We start from the raw sequence: 17,753 nt of genomic DNA, 5'->3' as shown, positions 1-17,753 counted from the left end.
CTTGGTATTGGTCATGGGTCAGCCCTGCATAAATGATAGGAATAGTCTAAACCGTCAATTGCTTGATGGTGGTCTTGATCTGCGTCACGCGCGCGGCCAGGTCCGGCATGGCGGCCGTGATTTTCAGCTTGTCCTGGCCATGCAGCTTGATATGGCGGTTCTTCTGGATCAAGTCGATGATGCGCATCGGGTCGATGGGCGGCTTGGCCATGAATTGCAGGGTGGCCGCCTCGCCATGCACGTCGATCTTGACGATGCCCACGGTTTTCGCGGCGATGCGCAGGCGGTGCGTCTCGACCAGGGCCTTGACGGCATCGGGCAGCTTGCCGAAGCGGTCGATGAGCTCTTCCTGGATATCGTCGATCTTGTCCTGCGTGGCGCAGTTGGCCAGGCGTTTATAAATCGACAGGCGCTCGTGCACGTCGCCGCAGAAGTCGGCCGGCAGCAGGGCCGGCACGTGCAGGTTGATCTCGGTGGTCGAGGCCAGCGGCGCGGCCAGGTCCGGCTCCTTGCCCGCTTTCAGCGAGCGCACGGCTTCGTTGAGCATGTCCGAATACAGCTGGAAGCCGATTTCCGTCATCTCGCCGGACTGGCTCTCGCCCAGCACCTCGCCGGCGCCGCGGATTTCCAGGTCGTGCATGGCCAGGTAAAAGCCGCTGCCCAGTTCTTCCATCTGCTGGATGGCGTCCAGGCGGCGCTGCGCCAGTTTGGTCAGGCCCTGCACGTCGTGCACCAGCAGGTAGGCGTAGGCCTGGTGATGCGAGCGGCCCACGCGGCCGCGCAGCTGGTGCAGCTGCGCCAGGCCGAACTTGTCGGCGCGGTGCATGATGATGGTGTTCGCCGTCGGCACGTCGATGCCCGTCTCGATGATCGTCGTGCACAGCAGGATATTGAAGCGCTGGGCGACGAAGTCGCGCATGACCTTTTCCAGGTCGCGCTCGTGCATCTGGCCGTGCGCCACGGCGATGCGCGCCTCGGGCAGCAATTCCGTCAGCATGGCCAGGCGGTTCTGGATGGTTTCCACCTCGTTGTGCAGGAAGTAGATCTGGCCGCCCCGTTTGAGTTCGCGCAAACACGCTTCGCGGATGATGGCTTCGCCTTCGCTGCGCACGAACGTCTTGATGGCCAGGCGCTTTTGCGGCGCCGTGGCGATGATGGAAAAGTCGCGCAAGCCTTCCAGCGCCATGCCCAGGGTGCGCGGGATCGGCGTGGCCGTCAGCGTCAGCACGTCCACTTCCGCGCGCAAGGCCTTTAATGCTTCCTTCTGGCGCACGCCGAACCTGTGTTCTTCGTCAATGATGACCAGGCCCAAACGGGTAAACTTCACGTCATCGGACAGCAGCTTGTGCGTGCCGATGACGATGTCGATGGTGCCGTCGGCCATGCCCTTGAACGCTTGCGTGATCTCCTTGCCGCTGCGGAAGCGCGACAATTCCGCGATGCGCACGGGCCAGTCGGCGAAACGGTCGGCGAAGGTTTGCGCATGCTGCTCGGCCAGCAGGGTGGTGGGCGCCAGTATCGCTACCTGCTTGCCGCCCATGACGGCGATGAAGGCGGCGCGCAGCGCCACTTCCGTCTTGCCGAAGCCGACGTCGCCGCACACGAGGCGGTCCATCGGTTTGCCGGAGGTCATGTCCTTGATGACGTTGTGGATGGCCTCGGCCTGGTCCGGCGTCTCGTCGAAGCCGAAGCTGTCGGCGAAGCGCTGGTAGTCGTGCGACGAGAATTCGAACGAGTGGCCCTGGCGCAGCGCGCGCCGGGCGTACAGGTTGAGCAGCTCGGCGGCCGTGTCGCGCACCTGTTCGGCCGCGCGTTTTTTGGCTTTTTCCCACTGGCCCGAACCGAGCGAGTGCAAGGGCGCGTCTTCCGGCGACGCGCCCGAATAGCGGGAAATGACGTGCAGCTGCGATACGGGCACGTACAGCTTGGTGTCCTTCGCGTACTCGAGGTGCAAGAATTCCGTCTCGCCTTCGCCCAGGTCCATGCTGGTCAGGCCCATGTAGCGCCCGATGCCGTGGTTGATGTGCACGACGGGGTCGCCGATTTTCAGCTCGGACAGGTCGCGCACCATCGACTCGACCTGCGTCACGCCTTCCTGCTTCTTGGTGCCGACGCGGCGGCCGGAACCGGCATACAGTTCCGTCTCCGTGATGAAGGATAAATTACCTTCCGGCGTGAACAGTTCGAAACCGGCGTGCAGCGGCGCCACGCCCAGCATCAGCTTGGCGCTTGATTGCAAAAAGCCGTCGCTGCCTTCCACGGGCGTCAGGTGCAGGTCGTATTCGGTGAAGTACTGCTGCAGGGTTTCGCGGCGGCCGTTCGATTCGGCGCAGATCATCACGCGGCGGCCCGCTTGCAGCAGATAGCTGCGCAGGTTGGCCAGCGGGTCGTCGGCGCGGCGGTTGACGGCGATGTTCGGCACGGGGGCCGACAGTTCGGAGGCCAGCGCATCGTTCGATTTGGCGATCGCCAGGCGCGGATACGGCTTGGCCAGGCCGAAGAACTGTTCGTCGGAGAGGAACAGCGATTCGGGCGGCAGGATCGGCCGCTCGCGGTCGGCTTTTAAAAAGCGGTAGCGCGACTGGGTATCGGTCCAGAAGCGGCCGATGGCCGCGTCGATCTCGCCCACCAGGGCCAGCGAGGCGTCGGGCGGCAGGTAGTCGAACAGGGTGGCCGTCTGTTCGAAGAACAGCGGCAGATAATATTCGATGCCGGCCGAGGCGATGCCGCTGCTGATGTCCTTGTAGACGACGGAGCGCGACGGGTCGCCCTCGAACTGTTCGCGCCAGCGGTTGCGGAAGGTGGTGCGGGCCGCTTCGTCCATGGGAAATTCGCGCCCCGGCAGCAGCCGCACTTCGTGCACGGGGTACAGCGAGCGCTGGGTGTCGGCGTCGAAGGTGCGGATGGTTTCGATGGTGTCGCCGAACAGGTCGAGCCGGTAGGGCAGGGCGGAACCCATGGGGAACAGGTCGAGCAGGCCGCCGCGCACCGAGTATTCGCCGGGCGACATCACTTGCGACACATGGCTGTAGCCGGCCAGGGTCAGCTGCGACTTCAGGCGCGCCTCGTCGAGCTTTTCGCCCTTCTTGAAGAAGAAGGTGTAGGCAGCCAGGAAGGACGGCGGCGCCAGGCGCACCAGCGCCGTGGTGGCCGGCACGATCAGCACGTCGCACTGGCGCGTCTGGATTTCGTGCAGGGTGGCCAGGCGCTCGGAGACCAGGTCCTGGTGCGGCGAAAAGGCGTCGTAGGGCAGGGTTTCCCAGTCCGGCAGCAGATGGCAGCGCAGTTCCTTGCCGCCAAACCACGGGATTTCATCGAGCAGGCGCTGGCCGTCGCTGGCCTGCGCCACCACCACGGCCAGCATCTGGCCCCGCGCTTTTAATTCCAGCGCGGCCAGCGCCAGGGCATAGGCGTCGGATGAACCATACAGGGCGGGCAGCGCGTAGCGGTTGCCGGGCTTGGGGAGGGCTTTTGTTAAGTCTAAGGACATGCAGGCGATGACACTAGTGGCAGAGGCAGTTGAGTGGGACAGCTGTGGTGCGCGCAGCGCCGCCAGTGACGGCGCTGACAGGCGAGATTATAGACCATCGCCCTCATCTCCGCGCTTGAGAAAACCGTCGCGAGCGGCAGCGATTTGTGGTCAGGAAGCGCAGCCGTACGCTAGTACGGTGAGCATCGCAGGCCGCAAGGCGCGACGCGCAGCAGGTTTTATCCTGCGCGCACATTCGCGATACCGAAGGGGACATGCACCATGGGGATGGTGCCGCCCGCCGATTTGAGGTGGCTCAATTGATCGTCGAAGAAGATATGCGGCTTGAACACGGCCAGCACGCGCGATTTGTCCATGCCGCCGAGGAAAAACGTCTCGTCGGCCGCCACGCCCCAGCTTTTCAGGGTCGTCACGACGCGCTCGTGCGAGGGCGCGTTGCGCGCCGTGATGATGGCGATGCGCAGGATCTTTTTATAGCCGGGGTCGCGCCGCTGGGCCCTTTCTTCCAGGCGTTGCATGGTGGCCAGCTTCTGGAACAGGCCGGCCAGCGGGCCGGGGCGGTGCGGCGTGCCCACGTTCAGCGTTTCATGGGCGTGGAATTCATCGACGTCATTGTTGCGCTTGAAGACGGTTTCCGCTTCGTCGTCGGCGATCACGCCGTCGAAGTCGAAGGCCACGCGCAGTTCTTCGTCGTTTTCGTCGTCTTCCGTGCGCGACGGCAGCACCAGGCCGGCCGGATAGTCGCAGGCCAGGGCGCTGCGCACGTCGCCTTCATTCGCGCTGAGGAACAGCGAGGCATTGAAGGCGGGCAGGTAGGGATACGGCGACTTGCCCGTCATGAAGGCGGCACGCGAAATGTCCAGGCCGTAGTGGGCGATCGAATGCATCACGCGCAAGCCCGTTTCCGGCGAATTGCGCGAAAACAGCACCACTTCCACGGGCGACTGGCGCGGGTAATGCTTGTTGATGTTCAGGAAGCGGCGGATGAAGGGGAAGGCCACGCCGCGCGGCAGGACCGTGTCGATATGCGTCTCCTGGTACTTGCGGTACTCCTCGGGGCCGTTGTCGAGGTAGATCTGGTGCGATTCGGCCAGGTCGAACAGGGCGCTGGAAGCGACCCCGATCACCAGTTTGTGTTCGATAGGATAAGCCATGCTGTACCTGTGGTGTGGGTGTTGACCATCTTATACGACTATTAACTGCGTAGCCAATAGCGGCGCGCGGGGATTTTTTGCACCAAAGCAGGGCATCGGGTGGCTTTTCGATGCCACTGTGCAAGGCGCGCCACAGTCAGGAAATAAATATTGATTTGTATCAAGTATGTAGCAGTCAGCGTCCCGGTTTTCCACTATGCTCCTATTATCAAATCTCGCCAATTGTAACGAAGCGTACGCCCCATCCCCGCCACCTTTATACAAGTGTCAGCTGTTTTACTCGAACATGCCAGCCTCAACCTCGCCAGCAAAAATCGTGATTTTATAAAGGGCCTAGCCATGTTTAAGAATTTACTGATCAAATGGAAGTTGGCGACGCTCGTCGCCGTGATGATGGCGGCCTTGCTGGTGGTGGGCATCAGCGGTTACACGGGCATCGCCACCGTCGGCCGCGCCGTCAATGAAATCGGCGTCGTGCGCCTGCCGTCGATCCAGGGCTTGATGATGATCAGCGAAGGCCAGACGGCCGTCGCCGCCGCCACCCTGACGGCCGCCATCTATGAAAACAATTATCAGGCACAGGACAAGTTCGCGGAAGCGCTGCAGCTGCGCACGCGCGCCTGGAACAATATCGAGGCGGGCCGCAAGCTGTACGAACCGCTGCCGCAAACGCCCGAGGAAGCCGTGCTGTGGCAGCGCTTCCAGGGCGAGTGGACGGCCTGGAAGGCGGACGACGACAAGGTGCGCGCCATCCTGCGCCAGTTGGCCGACAACCGCGATGAAGCGCGCCAGAAAGAGCTGTTCGTGGGCTTTTACAAGCAGTACCAGGATTCGCGCGCGCTGTTCGGCAAGGCCGAAGGCACGCTCAACGACATCATCAAGCTCAATAACGGCGTGGCCGACGCCAGCGTCAAGGACGGCAGCGCGGCCGTGATCCGCTCGGAAAGCCTGATGGTCATCCTCGGCTTGCTGGCCTCCGCACTGGGCATCGGCTGCGCCGCCTACATCACGCGCGCCATCACGCAGCCGATCAATGCGGCCGTGAAAGTGGCGCAGACGGTGGCCTCGGGCGACCTGACGAGCCAGATCGAGGTGCACACGACGGAAGAAACGGGCCAGTTGCTGCAGGCGCTGAAGGACATGAATTCCAGCCTGGTCAGCATCGTCGGCCAGGTGCGCAGCGGCACGGAGACCATCGCCACGGCGTCGTCGCAGATTGCCAGCGGTAACCTGGATCTGTCCTCGCGCACGGAAGAGCAAGCCAGCTCGCTGGAAGAGACGGCGTCGTCGATGGAAGAGCTGACGTCCACCGTGCGGCAGAACGCCGACAATGCCCAGCAGGCCAACCAGCTGGCGCTCTCCGCCTCGGGCGTGGCCGTGAAGGGCGGCGCCGTGGTGGGCAAGGTGGTCGAGACGATGGACGCCATCAACGATTCGTCGCGCAAGATCGTCGACATCATTTCCGTCATCGACGGCATCGCCTTCCAGACGAATATCCTGGCGCTGAACGCGGCCGTGGAGGCGGCGCGCGCGGGCGAGCAGGGACGCGGTTTCGCCGTGGTGGCGACGGAAGTGCGGAATCTGGCCCAAAGATCGGCGGGCGCAGCGAAAGAAATCAAGACCCTGATCGGCGACTCCGTGGTAGCCGTCGACGCGGGCAGCAAGCTGGTGGCCGAGGCGGGCAGCACGATGGCCGAAATCGTCTCCAGCGTGCAGCGCGTGACGGACATCATGGCCGAAATCAGCCTGGCCACGCAGGAGCAAAGCTCCGGCATCGACCAGATCAACCAGGCCATCGGCCAGATGGACCAGGTGACGCAGCAGAACGCGGCCCTGGTGGAAGAGGCGGCCGCCGCGGCCGAATCGCTGCAGGAGCAGTCGGGCCAGCTGGCCGAGGTGGTCAGCGTCTTCAAGCTCGATGGCGCCCAGGCGCCTGCCGCGCGCGCAAACGCGAACGCAAAGCCTGCCGCGCCGCGCGCCGCGGTCGCCGGTGCGGCGCTGAAGCGTCCCGCATCGCGTCCGGCTTCTCGTCCCGCCGCGGGCCGCCCGGCCTTGCACGCCGTGCCATCCCAGCGCCAGAGCGCGCCGCGCGACGACGAGTGGGAAGTGTTCTGATGGCTTGACGGCGCCAGCATGCGCTAACGGACGGCCGCCTTGCGCGGCCGTTTTGTTGTCTAAGGCGTGGCCGGCGGCGCCTGTTCGTAGGCGCCCAGCCGGCGCTGTTCGTCCGGCGTGAAACTGGCGTCGCGCAGCTGCTGCAGGGCTGTCGCATCCTGTGCGCCGCCGGACAGGCTGGCCTGTTGCGCCTTGAGTGCCTGGTAGGCGATGATGCGCTGCTGCCATTGCGATTCCTCGCGGTCCAGCTCCGCCAAACGGGCCGCCGCCGCCGGCGTGAAGGTGCTGGCGCGCAGGCGGTAGACTTCATTCTCGCCGCCGCCCTGGGCGCGCAAGGCCTTGACCGAGGCGTCCAGCTGCGCCACCCTGGCCGGTGCGTCGCGCGCATCGCGCTGGGCCGGTGACAGCTTCTGGTCCAGCGCGGCCAGTTGTGCCTGGCGCTGCGCCTCGTCCAGAGTGGCGTCGCCGAGTATCGCCATGCGCGCCACGGCGTCGTCGTCATACGCGTCGCTGGCGCCGAACAGGCCCGCGCTTTCCTCGGGCGTAAAATAATTGCCGCGCAGGGCGCGCATGGCTTGCAGGCGCGCGCGCGCCGCCACGGCGGGATCGGCTTGCGCCGGCAAGGCTTGTTCCGCGCCGGCCAGCGCCTGCTTGTAGGCCAGCCAGGCGCCCAGCAGGCGCTTCGCTTCGCGCGCGGGGACGGGCGCCAGGCGCCGGTCCAGTTCCGCCTCGATCTGGCTGCGGATGGCGGCCAGCGGCTTTTCGCCGAGGCCCGCCAGGTAGTAGTCGAACAGGTGGCCCAGTTCCGCGTCGACCACCAGCTTGTCGCCGGCGGCCACCGTCACGTCGCCGTCGGGCCGCGTGCCTTGCATCGAGCGCACGAACGCGAACAGGTCCGGCTCCGCCTTTTCCGGCGGCGGGGCGGGCGGCTCGCCCGGGCGCAGCGCCAGGTACAGGGCCAAAGCCGCCAGGCTGCCGCCGATGATCCATTTCGCGTGCATGCGCTTCTCCTTACAGTCCCAGGCCTTGCAGGCGGTTGGCTTGCTGGCGGAAGACGGTGACGGGGTTCGTCTCGAACAGGTTGACGATGCCGACGAACTGGTTGACTTCATCGAGGTGGTTCATGGCGTAGTCGTCGCGGATCACCTTGCCCAGGTGGCTGGAGCAGCTGCTCACCAGGCCATCGTTCTTCACGCCGCCGAAGGCCAGGCTGATGGCCGCCAGGGCAGGGTCGCCCACGTCGAGCACATTCGTGTACGGCTGCGCGCCGCTCCACGAAAAGTAGTACACGCCTTGCACCTGGTAGGCGCCTTCGCCGCAGGCCGAGGTTGGGATGCCTTGCGGGTGGCGGCTGTTGAAGGCCAGCGAGCCGGCCGTGGACAGCGAGGCCAGCGACGCGCCCGCGTTTTGCGGCAAGCCCTTGTTGCCCGACAAAATGCCGATCAGGGAGGCGAGCGCATTGCCCAGCGCGCCGCTGGTGTTGGGAATGGCGCCGCTGAGGATATCGGCCACCTTGGAACCCTTGTTGACGCCGGCCACGCTGGTGACGGACGCCACCAGGTCGGGGCGCACGGAAGCGACATAGCGGGCCGTGGGGCCGCCGTGGCTATGGCCGATCAAATTGACTTTGCTTGCCCCCGTGGCGGCGAGGATTTGGCGCACCTGCGACAGCAGCTGTTCGCCGCGCACTTCCGTGCTGTTGGCGGCCGACACGGTGGTCACATACACTTGCGCGCCGCCGCTGCGCAGGGCAGCGGGAACGCCATAAAAATATTCGACGGGACCGAGCTTGTCGAAGCCGAACAGGCCGTGCACGAGCACGATCGGGTACTTCGTTTGCGTGTAGCCGGCGGCGCTGGCGCTGCCGGGCAGGATGGCGAGGGTGAGGAGTAGGGTGGATAGCAGTTGCCAGAAGCGAGTCTTCATTTTGTCTCCGTTATGTATTATTAATAGTGGAAATGAGTGGAAATGTCGATGCTGTAGCGATGAACCGTGCGCTCCTGTACATTCTCGATGCATTAAAAATAGCGAGCGCTCGGTTTTTTGAATGTAGCACCGCTGGATTTAAATTGCATTTGAATTGCATGATGCAGCGCAATAACTGTGGGAATTTGGCGTTGCTTATGCACCCATTGCATAGTTGAAAAGTCAAATAGTTGTTTTCCTGAGCTATAATCGGCCCGGCATCCGCCGTCCCGCCGTCTTGCCATGCCGCGTACCGGCATGGCATGGATATCGCTCCTCCACCGTTACTTGGGAATGCACTTGTCGACCCATTTTAATTTTGAACAGTTTCAGCAGATGACGCCTTTGAATGGCGAAAACATCTGGGAATATATTCTTGACCGCCACGCGGAGCGCATCGGCGTCAAGCGCCGCAAGCCGGCGCTGGAAAATCTTGAACGCATCTTCGTCGCCACCTTCCGCCTGGCCAATGACGTGGGCTTCCGCGCCATGAGCTTGCGCGATTTATGCCGCGAGACCGGCTTGTCGATGGGCGGCCTGTATGGCTACATCACCAGCAAGGATCAACTGGCCGAAATGATCGAGGACGTGGTGCGCCACGCCACGCAAGCCTTGCCGCTGCTGTTTGCCGACGTGAAGTCGCCGCTGGACCGCCTGGAAGCGATGATACGCTCGTCGATCTACCTGTCCGAAGTGCTGCAGCCGTGGTTTTATTTTGTCTTCATGGATTCGCGCGTGCTGCAGGTGGAGCAGCGCAGCATGGCGAAGAATTCGGAACTGTATGTGCAGACCCTGATCGCCGCCACCATCGCCGAAATCGAACCGAAGCCGCAGGGCGATCCCACCTTGCTGGCCGCGCACTGTTTGGCACTGTTCCAGGACTGGTACGTGAAACGCTGGAAGTACCGCGCGGCGAAGGTCAATGTCGACGATTTTGCCGATAGCGTCGTCAGCACGGTACGCGGGTATTTGAGCATGAGCGGCGTTTAGTTCGAGGTGTCAACCCCAGAGCAAAATCTGGGGTCGGACCCTCAGGGTCTGGCCCCGGCCCTTCGTTTGGGGCCTGATTTTTCAAGCTAGTTCGTTTCAACCGGCACCGTCTCCGGCAGCGCCGCCGGATCCGTCGGCGTCTCCACATCCATATCCAGCGTTTTCACGCCATTCATGTCGATGAATTCATCGTACAGCCACTCGCCGTCGACCTGGCTCAGGCCCGCCGGCACGGCGCGCGTGACTTGCGGGCGCGTCGACAGGGCCGTGCGCATGTAGTCGATCCAGATCGGCATCGCCAGCGAGGAACCGAATTCGCGTCCGCCCAGGGACTTCGGTTCGTCATAGCCCATCCACGCTACCGCCACGATGCCGCCGCCATAGCCGGCGAACCAGCCGTCGACAGCGTCGCTGGTGGTACCCGTCTTGCCGGCGATGTCGCTGCGGCCCAGTTTTTTCGTCGCCGCCGCGCCCGTGCCGGTGCGCGTGACTTCGCGCAGCATGCTGTCCATCACGAAGGCGTTGCGCGGATCGAGCGCCAGGGTCTTCTCGTCGTTCGGCGCGGGCGGCTTGGTCTGCATCAATACAGCGCCCTTGGCGTCGACGATGCGGTCGATCAGGTACGGTTCCACCTGGTGGCCGCCATTGGCGAACAGGGCGTAGGCGCCCGCCATCTGCACGGGCGTGACGGAACCCGTGCCCAGCGCCATCGTCAGGTTGCTGGGCTGGCGGGCCGGGTCGAAGCCGAATTTTTCCATGAAGTCGTGCGTGGTCGACACGCCCAGCGCGCGCAGGATGCGCACCGAGGCCACGTTCTTCGACTGCGCCAGCGCGTAGCGCATGGTGATCGGGCCGTCGAACTTGAAGTCGTCATTCTGCGGCGCCCAGACCTTGCCGCCCGCCTGCATTTCCAGGGGCACGTCGTTGATCAGGGTGGCCGGCGAAAAGCCTTTTTCCAGCGCCGCCGAATACACGAAGGGCTTCATGGCCGAACCGGGCTGGCGCCAGGCTTGCGTCACGTGGTTGAATTTTTGCAGGTTGTAGTCGAAACCGCCCACCATGGCGTGGTAGGCGCCCGTCTCCGCGTCCAGCGACACGAAGGCGGCGGCCACCAGCGGCACTTGCGTGATGGCCCAGTTGCCCTTGGCATCCTGGCTGATGCGGATCACGGCGCCCGGGCGCAGCTTGATGCCGGCGCCCGCCTTGGCGGACAGGGCCGGCGCCGCAAAGCGCAAGCCTTCGCCCGTGATGGCCTTGGCGTCGCCGTCGCCGATGTCGGCCACCACCTTGCCGCTGGCGACGTCAGTGACGACGGCGGCGATCAGGCCGTCGCTGTCCGGGCGTTTTTGCAGTGCAGCATCGATGGCGTCGTCGCGCTGTTCGGGATCGGCCGGCATGTCGATGAAGGTTTCCGGGCCGCGGTAGCCGTGGCGCTGGTCGTAGGCGATGACGTTGCGGCGCGTCGAGGCGTAGGCCGCATCCTGGTCCGCCTTCAGGATCGTTGTGTAGACGCTGATGCCCCTGGTGTAGCTGTCTTCCTTGAATTGCGCAAACACGGCCTGGCGCGCCAGTTCGGCCACGTATTCGGCGTGCGTGTCGAAACCCTGCTTGCCGCGGCTGTTGATATGCAGCGGCTGCGCCAGCGCCTGCCGGTACTGGACTTCGCTGATGTAATCGAGGTCGCGCATGCGTTTCAACACCAGTTGCTGGCGCGCGTGCGCCTTTTTCGGATTGCTGATCGGGTTGTGGCGCGAGGGGTTTTGCGGCAAACCGGCCAGCATGGCCATTTCCGCGATCGACAGTTCGGACAAGGGCTTGCCGAAATACGTCTGCGCCGCGCTGCCGAAACCGAACGAGCGCTGGCCCAGGTACATCTGGTTCATGTACAGCTCGAGAATCTGGTCTTTCGACAGGGCCGACTCGATTTTCAGGGCCAGCATGATTTCATTGAGCTTGCGCGAAGCGACTTTTTCGCGCGTCAGGAAGAAATTGCGCGCCACCTGCATGGTGATGGTGGAGCCGCCGCCGTGGCCGAAGCCGTGGCGCAGGTTCGACAGCACGGCACCGCCGGCGCGCACGAAGTCGATGCCGTGGTGTTCGTAGAAGCGGCCATCCTCGATGGCCAGCAGGGCTTTTTTCATCATTTCCGGCACTTGCGCGATCGGCACGAAGTCGCGGTGCTCTTCGCCGAATTCGCCGATCAGCACATTGTCGGCCGTGTACACGCGCAGCGGGATCTTCGGCTGGTAGTCCGTAATGACGTCCAGCTCGGGCAGGCGCGGGCGCACATACAGGAACAGGTACGCGGCCAGCAGCAGGGCGGCGGCCAGCGCGGCGCAGCCGGCGATGATGAAGCCGCGCACGGTGGCGCGGCGGGAAGGCCAGGGGAATCCGGTTCGTTTGGCAGTCAAGGCAGTCTCACGTGAGCGTGCAAGGCACGGTGGCAGCGATTATAGACCAATGCCGCGGCGCTTCCCGTGCGGGCCAGGCGCCGGGACCGGGAGCAAAAAACCTTTTCATCGAAACGCGGCTGTGCGATAGTCTCGGCTTCAAGCAAATAGCCCGGACGTCGATCCGGGCTGTTTATTTTATAAAATTAAGGATTTATTTATGGCAAAAGATGCAATGCCGAGCGCCGTGAAGCCGTATATTCCGGCCGATGCGAAGCTGCCCGAGATGACCTTCCGCGCGCTGTTCATGGGCGTCATCCTGGGGATGGTCTTCGGCGCCTCCTCGCTGTACCTGGTGCTGAAAGTGGGCCTGACCGTCAGCGCGTCGATTCCCGTCGCCGTGATCGCCATCACCCTGTTCGGCCTGGCCAAGAAGGTGGGCGGCAAGGATTCGTCGATCCTGGAAAACAGCATTACGCAAACGGCCGGTTCGGCCGGCGAATCGCTGGCCTTCGGCCTGGGCGTGACCATGCCGGCCATTTTGATCCTCGGCTTCGACCTGGAAATCTCCAGAGTCATGCTGGTCGGCGTCCTCGGCGGCCTGCTCGGCATCCTGATGATGATCCCCATGCGCCGCACCATGATCGTCGACCAGCACAAGGAACTCAAATTCCCCGAAGGCACGGCCTGCGCCGAAGTGCTGAAGGCGGCCGCCACGGAAGAATCGCGCATCGCCGCCGGCGAAAGCATCGAGAAGGATTCGGCTGCCGCGCTGGACGCCAAGCGCCGCGCCAAGATCATCTTCGGCGGTTTTGCCGTCGGCTTGCTGTATAAAGTCTTCAATATCTCGTTCAAGGGCTGGAAGGATACGCCGGGCGTGGAATTTGCCGCGCCGCTCAAGGGCGGCTCCATCGGCGCCGAGATTTCGCCTGAATTGCTGGGCGTGGGCTACATCATCGGCCCGCGCATCGCCGCCACCATGGCGGCCGGCGGCGTGCTGTCGTACCTGCTCTTGATCCCGATGATCAAGTTCTTCGGCGACAGCCTGACCACCGTGCTCTCGCCGGGCACCAAGTTGATCAGCGAAATGGGCGCCGACGACGTGCGCAGCGCCTACGTGCTGTACATCGGCGCGGGCGCCGTGGCCGCCGGCGGCCTGATTTCCCTGGTGCGCGCCATGCCCATGATCTGGCGCAGCCTGTCGGCCGGCCTGAAAGGCATCGGCAAGGGCGTCAAGAGCAATTCCACCCTGCGCACGGACCAGGATATCCCCCTGAAATGGGTCGTCATCGGCTGCCTGTCCATCATCGCCGTGATCACCTTCGCCACGCCGCTGCACATGAATTTCCTCGGCGCGCTGCTGATCCTCGTCTTCGGCTTCCTGTTCGCCACCGTGTCGTCGCGCCTGACGGGTGAAATCGGCTCGTCCTCGAACCCGATCTCCGGCATGGCCGTGGCCACCTTGCTGTTCACTTGCCTGATCTTCCTCATCATGGGCTGGACGGGCGGGCGTTACTATGTGACGGCCCTGTCGGTGGGCGCCATCGTCTGCATCGCCGCCAGCAATGCGGGCACCACGTCGCAAGACTTGAAAACCGGTTACCTGGTCGGCGCCACGCCGCGCTTGCAGCAGTACGCGATTCTGGCGGGCGCCCTGTCGTCGGCACTGATCCTCGGTCCGATTCTGCTGAAGCTGAACGAGGCGAGCACCGTCTACGTGCCGGCCGCGCAAGTGGCGCCTGGCCTGACGGTCGATGCGTCGAAGCTGACGGTGACGGGCGAGCTGCATGGCCCGCAAGCCGAGACGGACCACAACACGTATAAAGTCTGGCAAAAGACCGATACCGTGGGCGGCCCGGCCGGCAAGTATTTTGTGAAGGAAGACGGCCAGCTGGCTTACCTGGTCGATCCGGGCATCAATGGCCATTACAGCAAGCGTCCGGACGGTTCGGAAGTGAAGAAATACGATGCGCCGAAGGCCGTGCTGATGTCCTACATCATCAAGGGCATCCTCGACCAGCAACTGCCGTGGACCCTGGTGCTGTTCGGCGTGATGATCGCCGTGGTGCTGGAAATGGCCGGCATCCCGTCGCTGGCGTTTTCGGTGGGCGTGTACCTGCCGCTGTCGTCCACCTTGCCGATCTTCGTCGGCGGCCTGGTGCGCTGGCTGGCGGACCGCCGCAACAACAAGCTGGAACACAACGCCAAGCTGAACGAGGAAGAGCGCCAGCTGGCGGGCGACCGCAGTTCGGGCGTGCTGCTGGCCTCCGGCTACATCGCCGGCGGCGCGCTGGCCGGCATCATCATCGCGATCACGGCCGGCGTGCTGACGCACTTCGACCAGATGATGGCCGACTGGGCCGAGCACGGCAACCCGTTCTACGCGGGCCTGCATTCGGACGCGCTGTCCCTGCTGCCGTATGCGGCCATCATCGTGTTGCTGTACTTCGTGGCGCGCGAGAAGAAAGCGGGCAGTTCGCAGGCTTGATGTTCTAGCCAGCCCAAGGAAAACCGCCCGGTGTCATGACGATCCGGGCGGTTTTTTATGTGCGCCCGATGGGCCGCGCCGCCAGTTGCGCCGCGTTCGCATAGATCGTCACGTGTTCGGACGCCAGTTGGCGCAGGTGGTCATAAAACGCCTGCGCCGGAATGGCCCACGACGCCGCATCGCCCACCTGCCCATTGACGCGCAGGCCGGCGGCATCGAATTCGCGCGCAAAATAATCGCGCAAGTCGTTCCGGCCGGGATGGTCGATGCGGCGCTGCGCGACTGCCGGATCGAAAGGGCGCACGGGCACGTCCCAGCGCCTGCCGGCGTGGTCCAGGCAGGCCAGCAGCTTTGTCTCGTTTTCCCACACCGGCACGGGAAAGGCGTCGCCCATGGCGTCTTCCAGCGCGTGATAGAACGTTACCGGCCCCATGGAAATGCCGAGGCCCAGCACCTTCGCGTGGTCGCAGCCGATGAAGCGCTGCCAGGGAGAACCCATGCCGAAGATCGACGGTGCGCGGTGGTGCGCCTCGGTGAGGTCGGCGGCATGGCGGCCCCACGCGGACACGGAGTGGGTCGGGTGGATGCTGCGCCGGACACCGGGGCTGGCAAGGAAGGCTTCCGGCAGGCGTCCCATGTGCGTGCCATGGCGGCGCGGGTCGAACACATAATCGGGCATGGCGCAGGCGGCGCTCACCGTGCCGCCGGGCAGATAGTAGGCGGGCAGCAGCAGGGTGCCTTGCTGGCCGACGGCGTCTTGCAGGGCGGCTATCACGGCTGGCGCGCCGCCTTCCACGTAGCCCAGGCTTTTCAGCGAGGAATGCACGAATAGCGTGTCGCCTGGCGCGATGCCCAGCCGCGCCAGGCCGGCGGCCAGCCCGGCGCGCGTCACGTGGGGTGCATTCTGGCGCACATGCCGGGCGCCGGCGGCGCGGCGCCACGCTTCCAGCGCGGCGTGGATGGCGCTTTTTGCCTTTTCAAGCATCGCCAATTTGCATTTCCAGCAGGTTGGCATCGATGCAGAACTTGGCGGCCCAGTTCAGGTACGCCCAGGTGCCGTAGTCGCCATCGACGGGAAACGAGCCCTTGACGCCGCCGCGCGCGTGCGCGGGACCGTCGATGCTGACCGCGCGCCGCACGTAGCGGTTCAGGCGGCGCCCCGCATCGAGATAGCGCCGCTCGCCCGTGAGCCGATACAGCAGGAACAGACAATGCGCGTTTTGCGCGGATCCCGTGAGGCAGGAGTAATCGGCGCCAGGCTGGAAGTCCGGGCCGAGGCGGCCGGCCAGGTAGCCGTCGGCCGCCACGGCCCTGGCGACGCCCGTGCCGGTGCGCGCGGCGGCATCGAGCAGGTCGGCGCGCGCCGAAAAGCGGTGCGCTTCGAGCAGGCCGCGCAAGGCGTAGCCGATGGTATGGGTCAGGGGCAGCAGCGGGTTGTCCAGGCAGTTAGAGGCGAACCAGCCGTTGGAGCGCTGTCTGCTCAATGCCCAATCGACCTGGCGCAAGCCGGCCGCGCCATAGCCATGGCCCGGTGCGATGCGGTCCGCTTCGAACAGCCCCCAGGCCACATGCGTTTCATACGCCTTGTCGCCGGGCCTGGCGAACGGTGTCGGATGGCGGCGCCAGCAGCCGTCCGCATCCTGGCTGTCGCGCAGCCAGCGTGCCGCGCGGTGCATGGCATCCTCGTACGCCGCGCCGTACGCTGCCACGCCGGCTGCCAGGCCCAGCAGGATCTGGCCCGTATTGAAAGTGACGGGCACGCGCGGCGTCGAATCGATCTTCCCGCCCTGGAATCCGCCTTCCGGGAACTGGATGGCCAGGCACCAGTCGAGCATGCGGCGCGCCCGTGCGTGCAGCGCCTCATCCCCACACTCGTCGTCCGCGCGCTGCGCCAGGGCGATCATGGTGGGGATGATGTAGCCGGTGGTTTCGGGATAGGAGCTAGCCCAGCCCGTCAGCAGGCTGTAGTCGCGCGCGACGCCGCCGTCGTTTGAGTTGGAATGGTCTTGCGCCGCGCATAGCCAGGCCGTGCAGGCCTTGACGACGGCTTGCGGGCCGGGGTCGAAGGCGGGCAGGCCACGCCGGTCCGACAGCCGCTCCATGCGCGCCGCCGCCGGCAGGCTCGCCTGCGGCGACAGCGTGTTCCTGATCTTCGTGAGCAAGGTGCGCATGGCATTCCATTTGGTGGTTGGCTCAGGCTACTGTAGCGCCGGCAGCCGGCCGGCTTATTGACTTGCCGCAAGGATTAGCCGCCGCGTCGCTGCCGCCGGAATTGACGCATAATGGATACTTCACCGTTGTCGACGAGGCCCGCCATGAACAGCGTCACGCTTGAATACACAGTCGTCACCAATCCCGACGCGTTCGTCGGCTTCAAGTATTACGTCAAGGCGGGGCAGGCATTCGATGCCGATGATTTCGCCTATTCCTACAAGCTGAAACGCTCCGACCTGGACCCGGACAGCGTGCTGGCCACGCGCGAGGCGGCGGCGAATCTGCAGCCGGGCGAGTGGCTGAGCGTGTCGCATTCGATTGCGGCGTAGCGTACGAACCTAGTGTCGTTTCTTTAACTTACCGGCCCGCCAGGGTTCTTTGCGCGTGAATTCTTCAAAATTTTCTGATATTTCTATTGTTCCAATCTTGCCTGAACACGCCGAAGTCCTCGCCGGGCTGGTGGCGTACAACCGCGAGCACTTGCAAACGTACCTGCCCGCCGTGCTGCAGCTGGACTCGTTCGGCGAGGCGCAGGCCTATCTGGAAGCCGCCGTCGCCCGCGCGGCCAGCGGCGAGGTACTGGAATGGCATGTTTTCTCCGGCACGGCCTTGTGCGGCAGCATCCGCCTGAAAGACATCGACACAGCGGACCGCAATGCCCGGATCGGCTATTACCTCGGGCAGCAGTTCCAAGGCCGGGGCATCGCCAGCGCGGCGGTGCGCGCCGTCCTCGCGCATGCGTTTGGCGCACTGCAATTGCACCGCATCGAATTGCAGTGCGCTGCGGCCAATCACGCCAGCATGGCGCTGGCCGAACGGCTGGGATTTACGCACGAAGGCGTGTTGCGGCAGGCGGAATGCTTGAATGGCGCGTTTGTCGACCTGCACGTCTACGGCTTGCTGCAGCCCGATTTTGTGCCGGATGGAGCCGCCTTGCCTGTTTGATG

General features: G+C 64.4%; 13 protein-coding genes. 5 read left to right on the top strand and 8 right to left on the bottom strand.

Annotated elements, in window-relative coordinates; all coding sequences use genetic code 11:
- Positions 1-46: 46 nt before the first annotated feature.
- Both mfd and BZG29_RS17850 read right to left on the bottom strand, forming a co-directional pair.
- Positions 47-3,490, bottom strand: coding sequence for a transcription-repair coupling factor (gene mfd / locus BZG29_RS17855; RefSeq protein WP_077405759.1), 3,444 nt, complete (start codon positions 3,488-3,490; stop codon positions 47-49).
- Positions 3,491-3,708: 218 nt separating this feature from the next.
- Positions 3,709-4,644: a 5'-nucleotidase gene (locus BZG29_RS17850; RefSeq protein WP_077405756.1), complete on the bottom strand. Its 936-nt coding sequence runs from the start codon at positions 4,642-4,644 to the stop codon at positions 3,709-3,711.
- A 339-nt stretch (positions 4,645-4,983) separates the two neighbouring features.
- On the opposite strand from BZG29_RS17850, the gene BZG29_RS17845 reads away from it, so the two are divergent.
- Positions 4,984-6,759 carry a methyl-accepting chemotaxis protein gene (locus tag BZG29_RS17845; protein ID WP_077405753.1) on the top strand — a complete coding sequence of 592 codons (1,776 nt, stop codon included), beginning with the start codon at positions 4,984-4,986 and terminating at the stop codon, positions 6,757-6,759.
- 59 nt (positions 6,760-6,818) lie between these two features.
- Here BZG29_RS17845 and BZG29_RS17840 read toward each other — a convergent pair whose 3' ends face one another.
- The 3 genes from BZG29_RS17840 to BZG29_RS27865 form a co-directional block, all read right to left on the bottom strand.
- Complete coding sequence (locus tag BZG29_RS17840) at positions 6,819-7,760, bottom strand: lipase secretion chaperone (protein WP_077405750.1); 942 nt, start codon at positions 7,758-7,760, stop codon at positions 6,819-6,821.
- Positions 7,761-7,770: 10 nt separating this feature from the next.
- Positions 7,771-8,685, bottom strand: a complete 915-nt coding sequence (locus tag BZG29_RS17835) for a triacylglycerol lipase (RefSeq protein ID WP_077405747.1) — start codon at positions 8,683-8,685, stop codon at positions 7,771-7,773.
- A gap of 92 nt (positions 8,686-8,777) precedes the next feature.
- Positions 8,778-8,984: a hypothetical protein gene (locus tag BZG29_RS27865; protein WP_150130979.1), complete on the bottom strand. Its 207-nt coding sequence runs from the start codon at positions 8,982-8,984 to the stop codon at positions 8,778-8,780.
- Between the two features lie 34 nt (positions 8,985-9,018).
- Between BZG29_RS27865 and BZG29_RS17830 the strand changes: the two genes are divergently transcribed.
- Positions 9,019-9,714: a helix-turn-helix domain-containing protein gene (locus BZG29_RS17830; RefSeq protein WP_077405744.1), complete on the top strand. Its 696-nt coding sequence runs from the start codon at positions 9,019-9,021 to the stop codon at positions 9,712-9,714.
- An 86-nt stretch (positions 9,715-9,800) separates the two neighbouring features.
- On the opposite strand, the gene BZG29_RS17825 is transcribed toward BZG29_RS17830, so the two are convergent.
- Positions 9,801-12,125 carry a penicillin-binding protein 1A gene (locus tag BZG29_RS17825; RefSeq protein ID WP_253192626.1) on the bottom strand — a complete coding sequence of 775 codons (2,325 nt, stop codon included), beginning with the start codon at positions 12,123-12,125 and terminating at the stop codon, positions 9,801-9,803.
- A 199-nt stretch (positions 12,126-12,324) separates the two neighbouring features.
- Between BZG29_RS17825 and BZG29_RS17820 the strand changes: the two genes are divergently transcribed.
- On the top strand, positions 12,325-14,592 hold the full coding sequence (locus BZG29_RS17820; RefSeq protein ID WP_077405737.1) for an OPT family oligopeptide transporter: 2,268 nt from the start codon (positions 12,325-12,327) through the stop codon (positions 14,590-14,592).
- A gap of 55 nt (positions 14,593-14,647) precedes the next feature.
- Here BZG29_RS17820 and BZG29_RS17815 read toward each other — a convergent pair whose 3' ends face one another.
- Complete coding sequence (locus tag BZG29_RS17815) at positions 14,648-15,577, bottom strand: AAC(3) family N-acetyltransferase (RefSeq protein WP_253192904.1); 930 nt, start codon at positions 15,575-15,577, stop codon at positions 14,648-14,650.
- On the bottom strand, positions 15,570-16,763 hold the full coding sequence (locus tag BZG29_RS17810; protein WP_077405731.1) for a hypothetical protein: 1,194 nt from the start codon (positions 16,761-16,763) through the stop codon (positions 15,570-15,572). Before BZG29_RS17810 ends, BZG29_RS17815 begins: the two co-directional genes overlap by 8 nt.
- A gap of 144 nt (positions 16,764-16,907) precedes the next feature.
- Between BZG29_RS17810 and BZG29_RS17805 the strand changes: the two genes are divergently transcribed.
- Together BZG29_RS17805 and BZG29_RS17800 are read left to right on the top strand one after the other, a co-directional pair.
- Positions 16,908-17,135 carry a hypothetical protein gene (locus BZG29_RS17805; protein ID WP_077405728.1) on the top strand — a complete coding sequence of 76 codons (228 nt, stop codon included), beginning with the start codon at positions 16,908-16,910 and terminating at the stop codon, positions 17,133-17,135.
- 97 nt (positions 17,136-17,232) lie between these two features.
- Complete coding sequence (locus tag BZG29_RS17800; protein WP_171985045.1) at positions 17,233-17,751, top strand: GNAT family protein; 519 nt, start codon at positions 17,233-17,235, stop codon at positions 17,749-17,751.
- The last annotated feature ends 2 nt before the right edge of the window (positions 17,752-17,753 follow it).

This window comes from Janthinobacterium sp. LM6 (assembly GCF_002002885.1).
Lineage (GTDB): Bacteria > Pseudomonadota > Gammaproteobacteria > Burkholderiales > Burkholderiaceae_D > Janthinobacterium > Janthinobacterium kumbetense.
The sequence above is the reverse complement of the archived record's forward strand: the minus strand, read 5'-3'. Positions and strand labels throughout refer to the sequence as shown.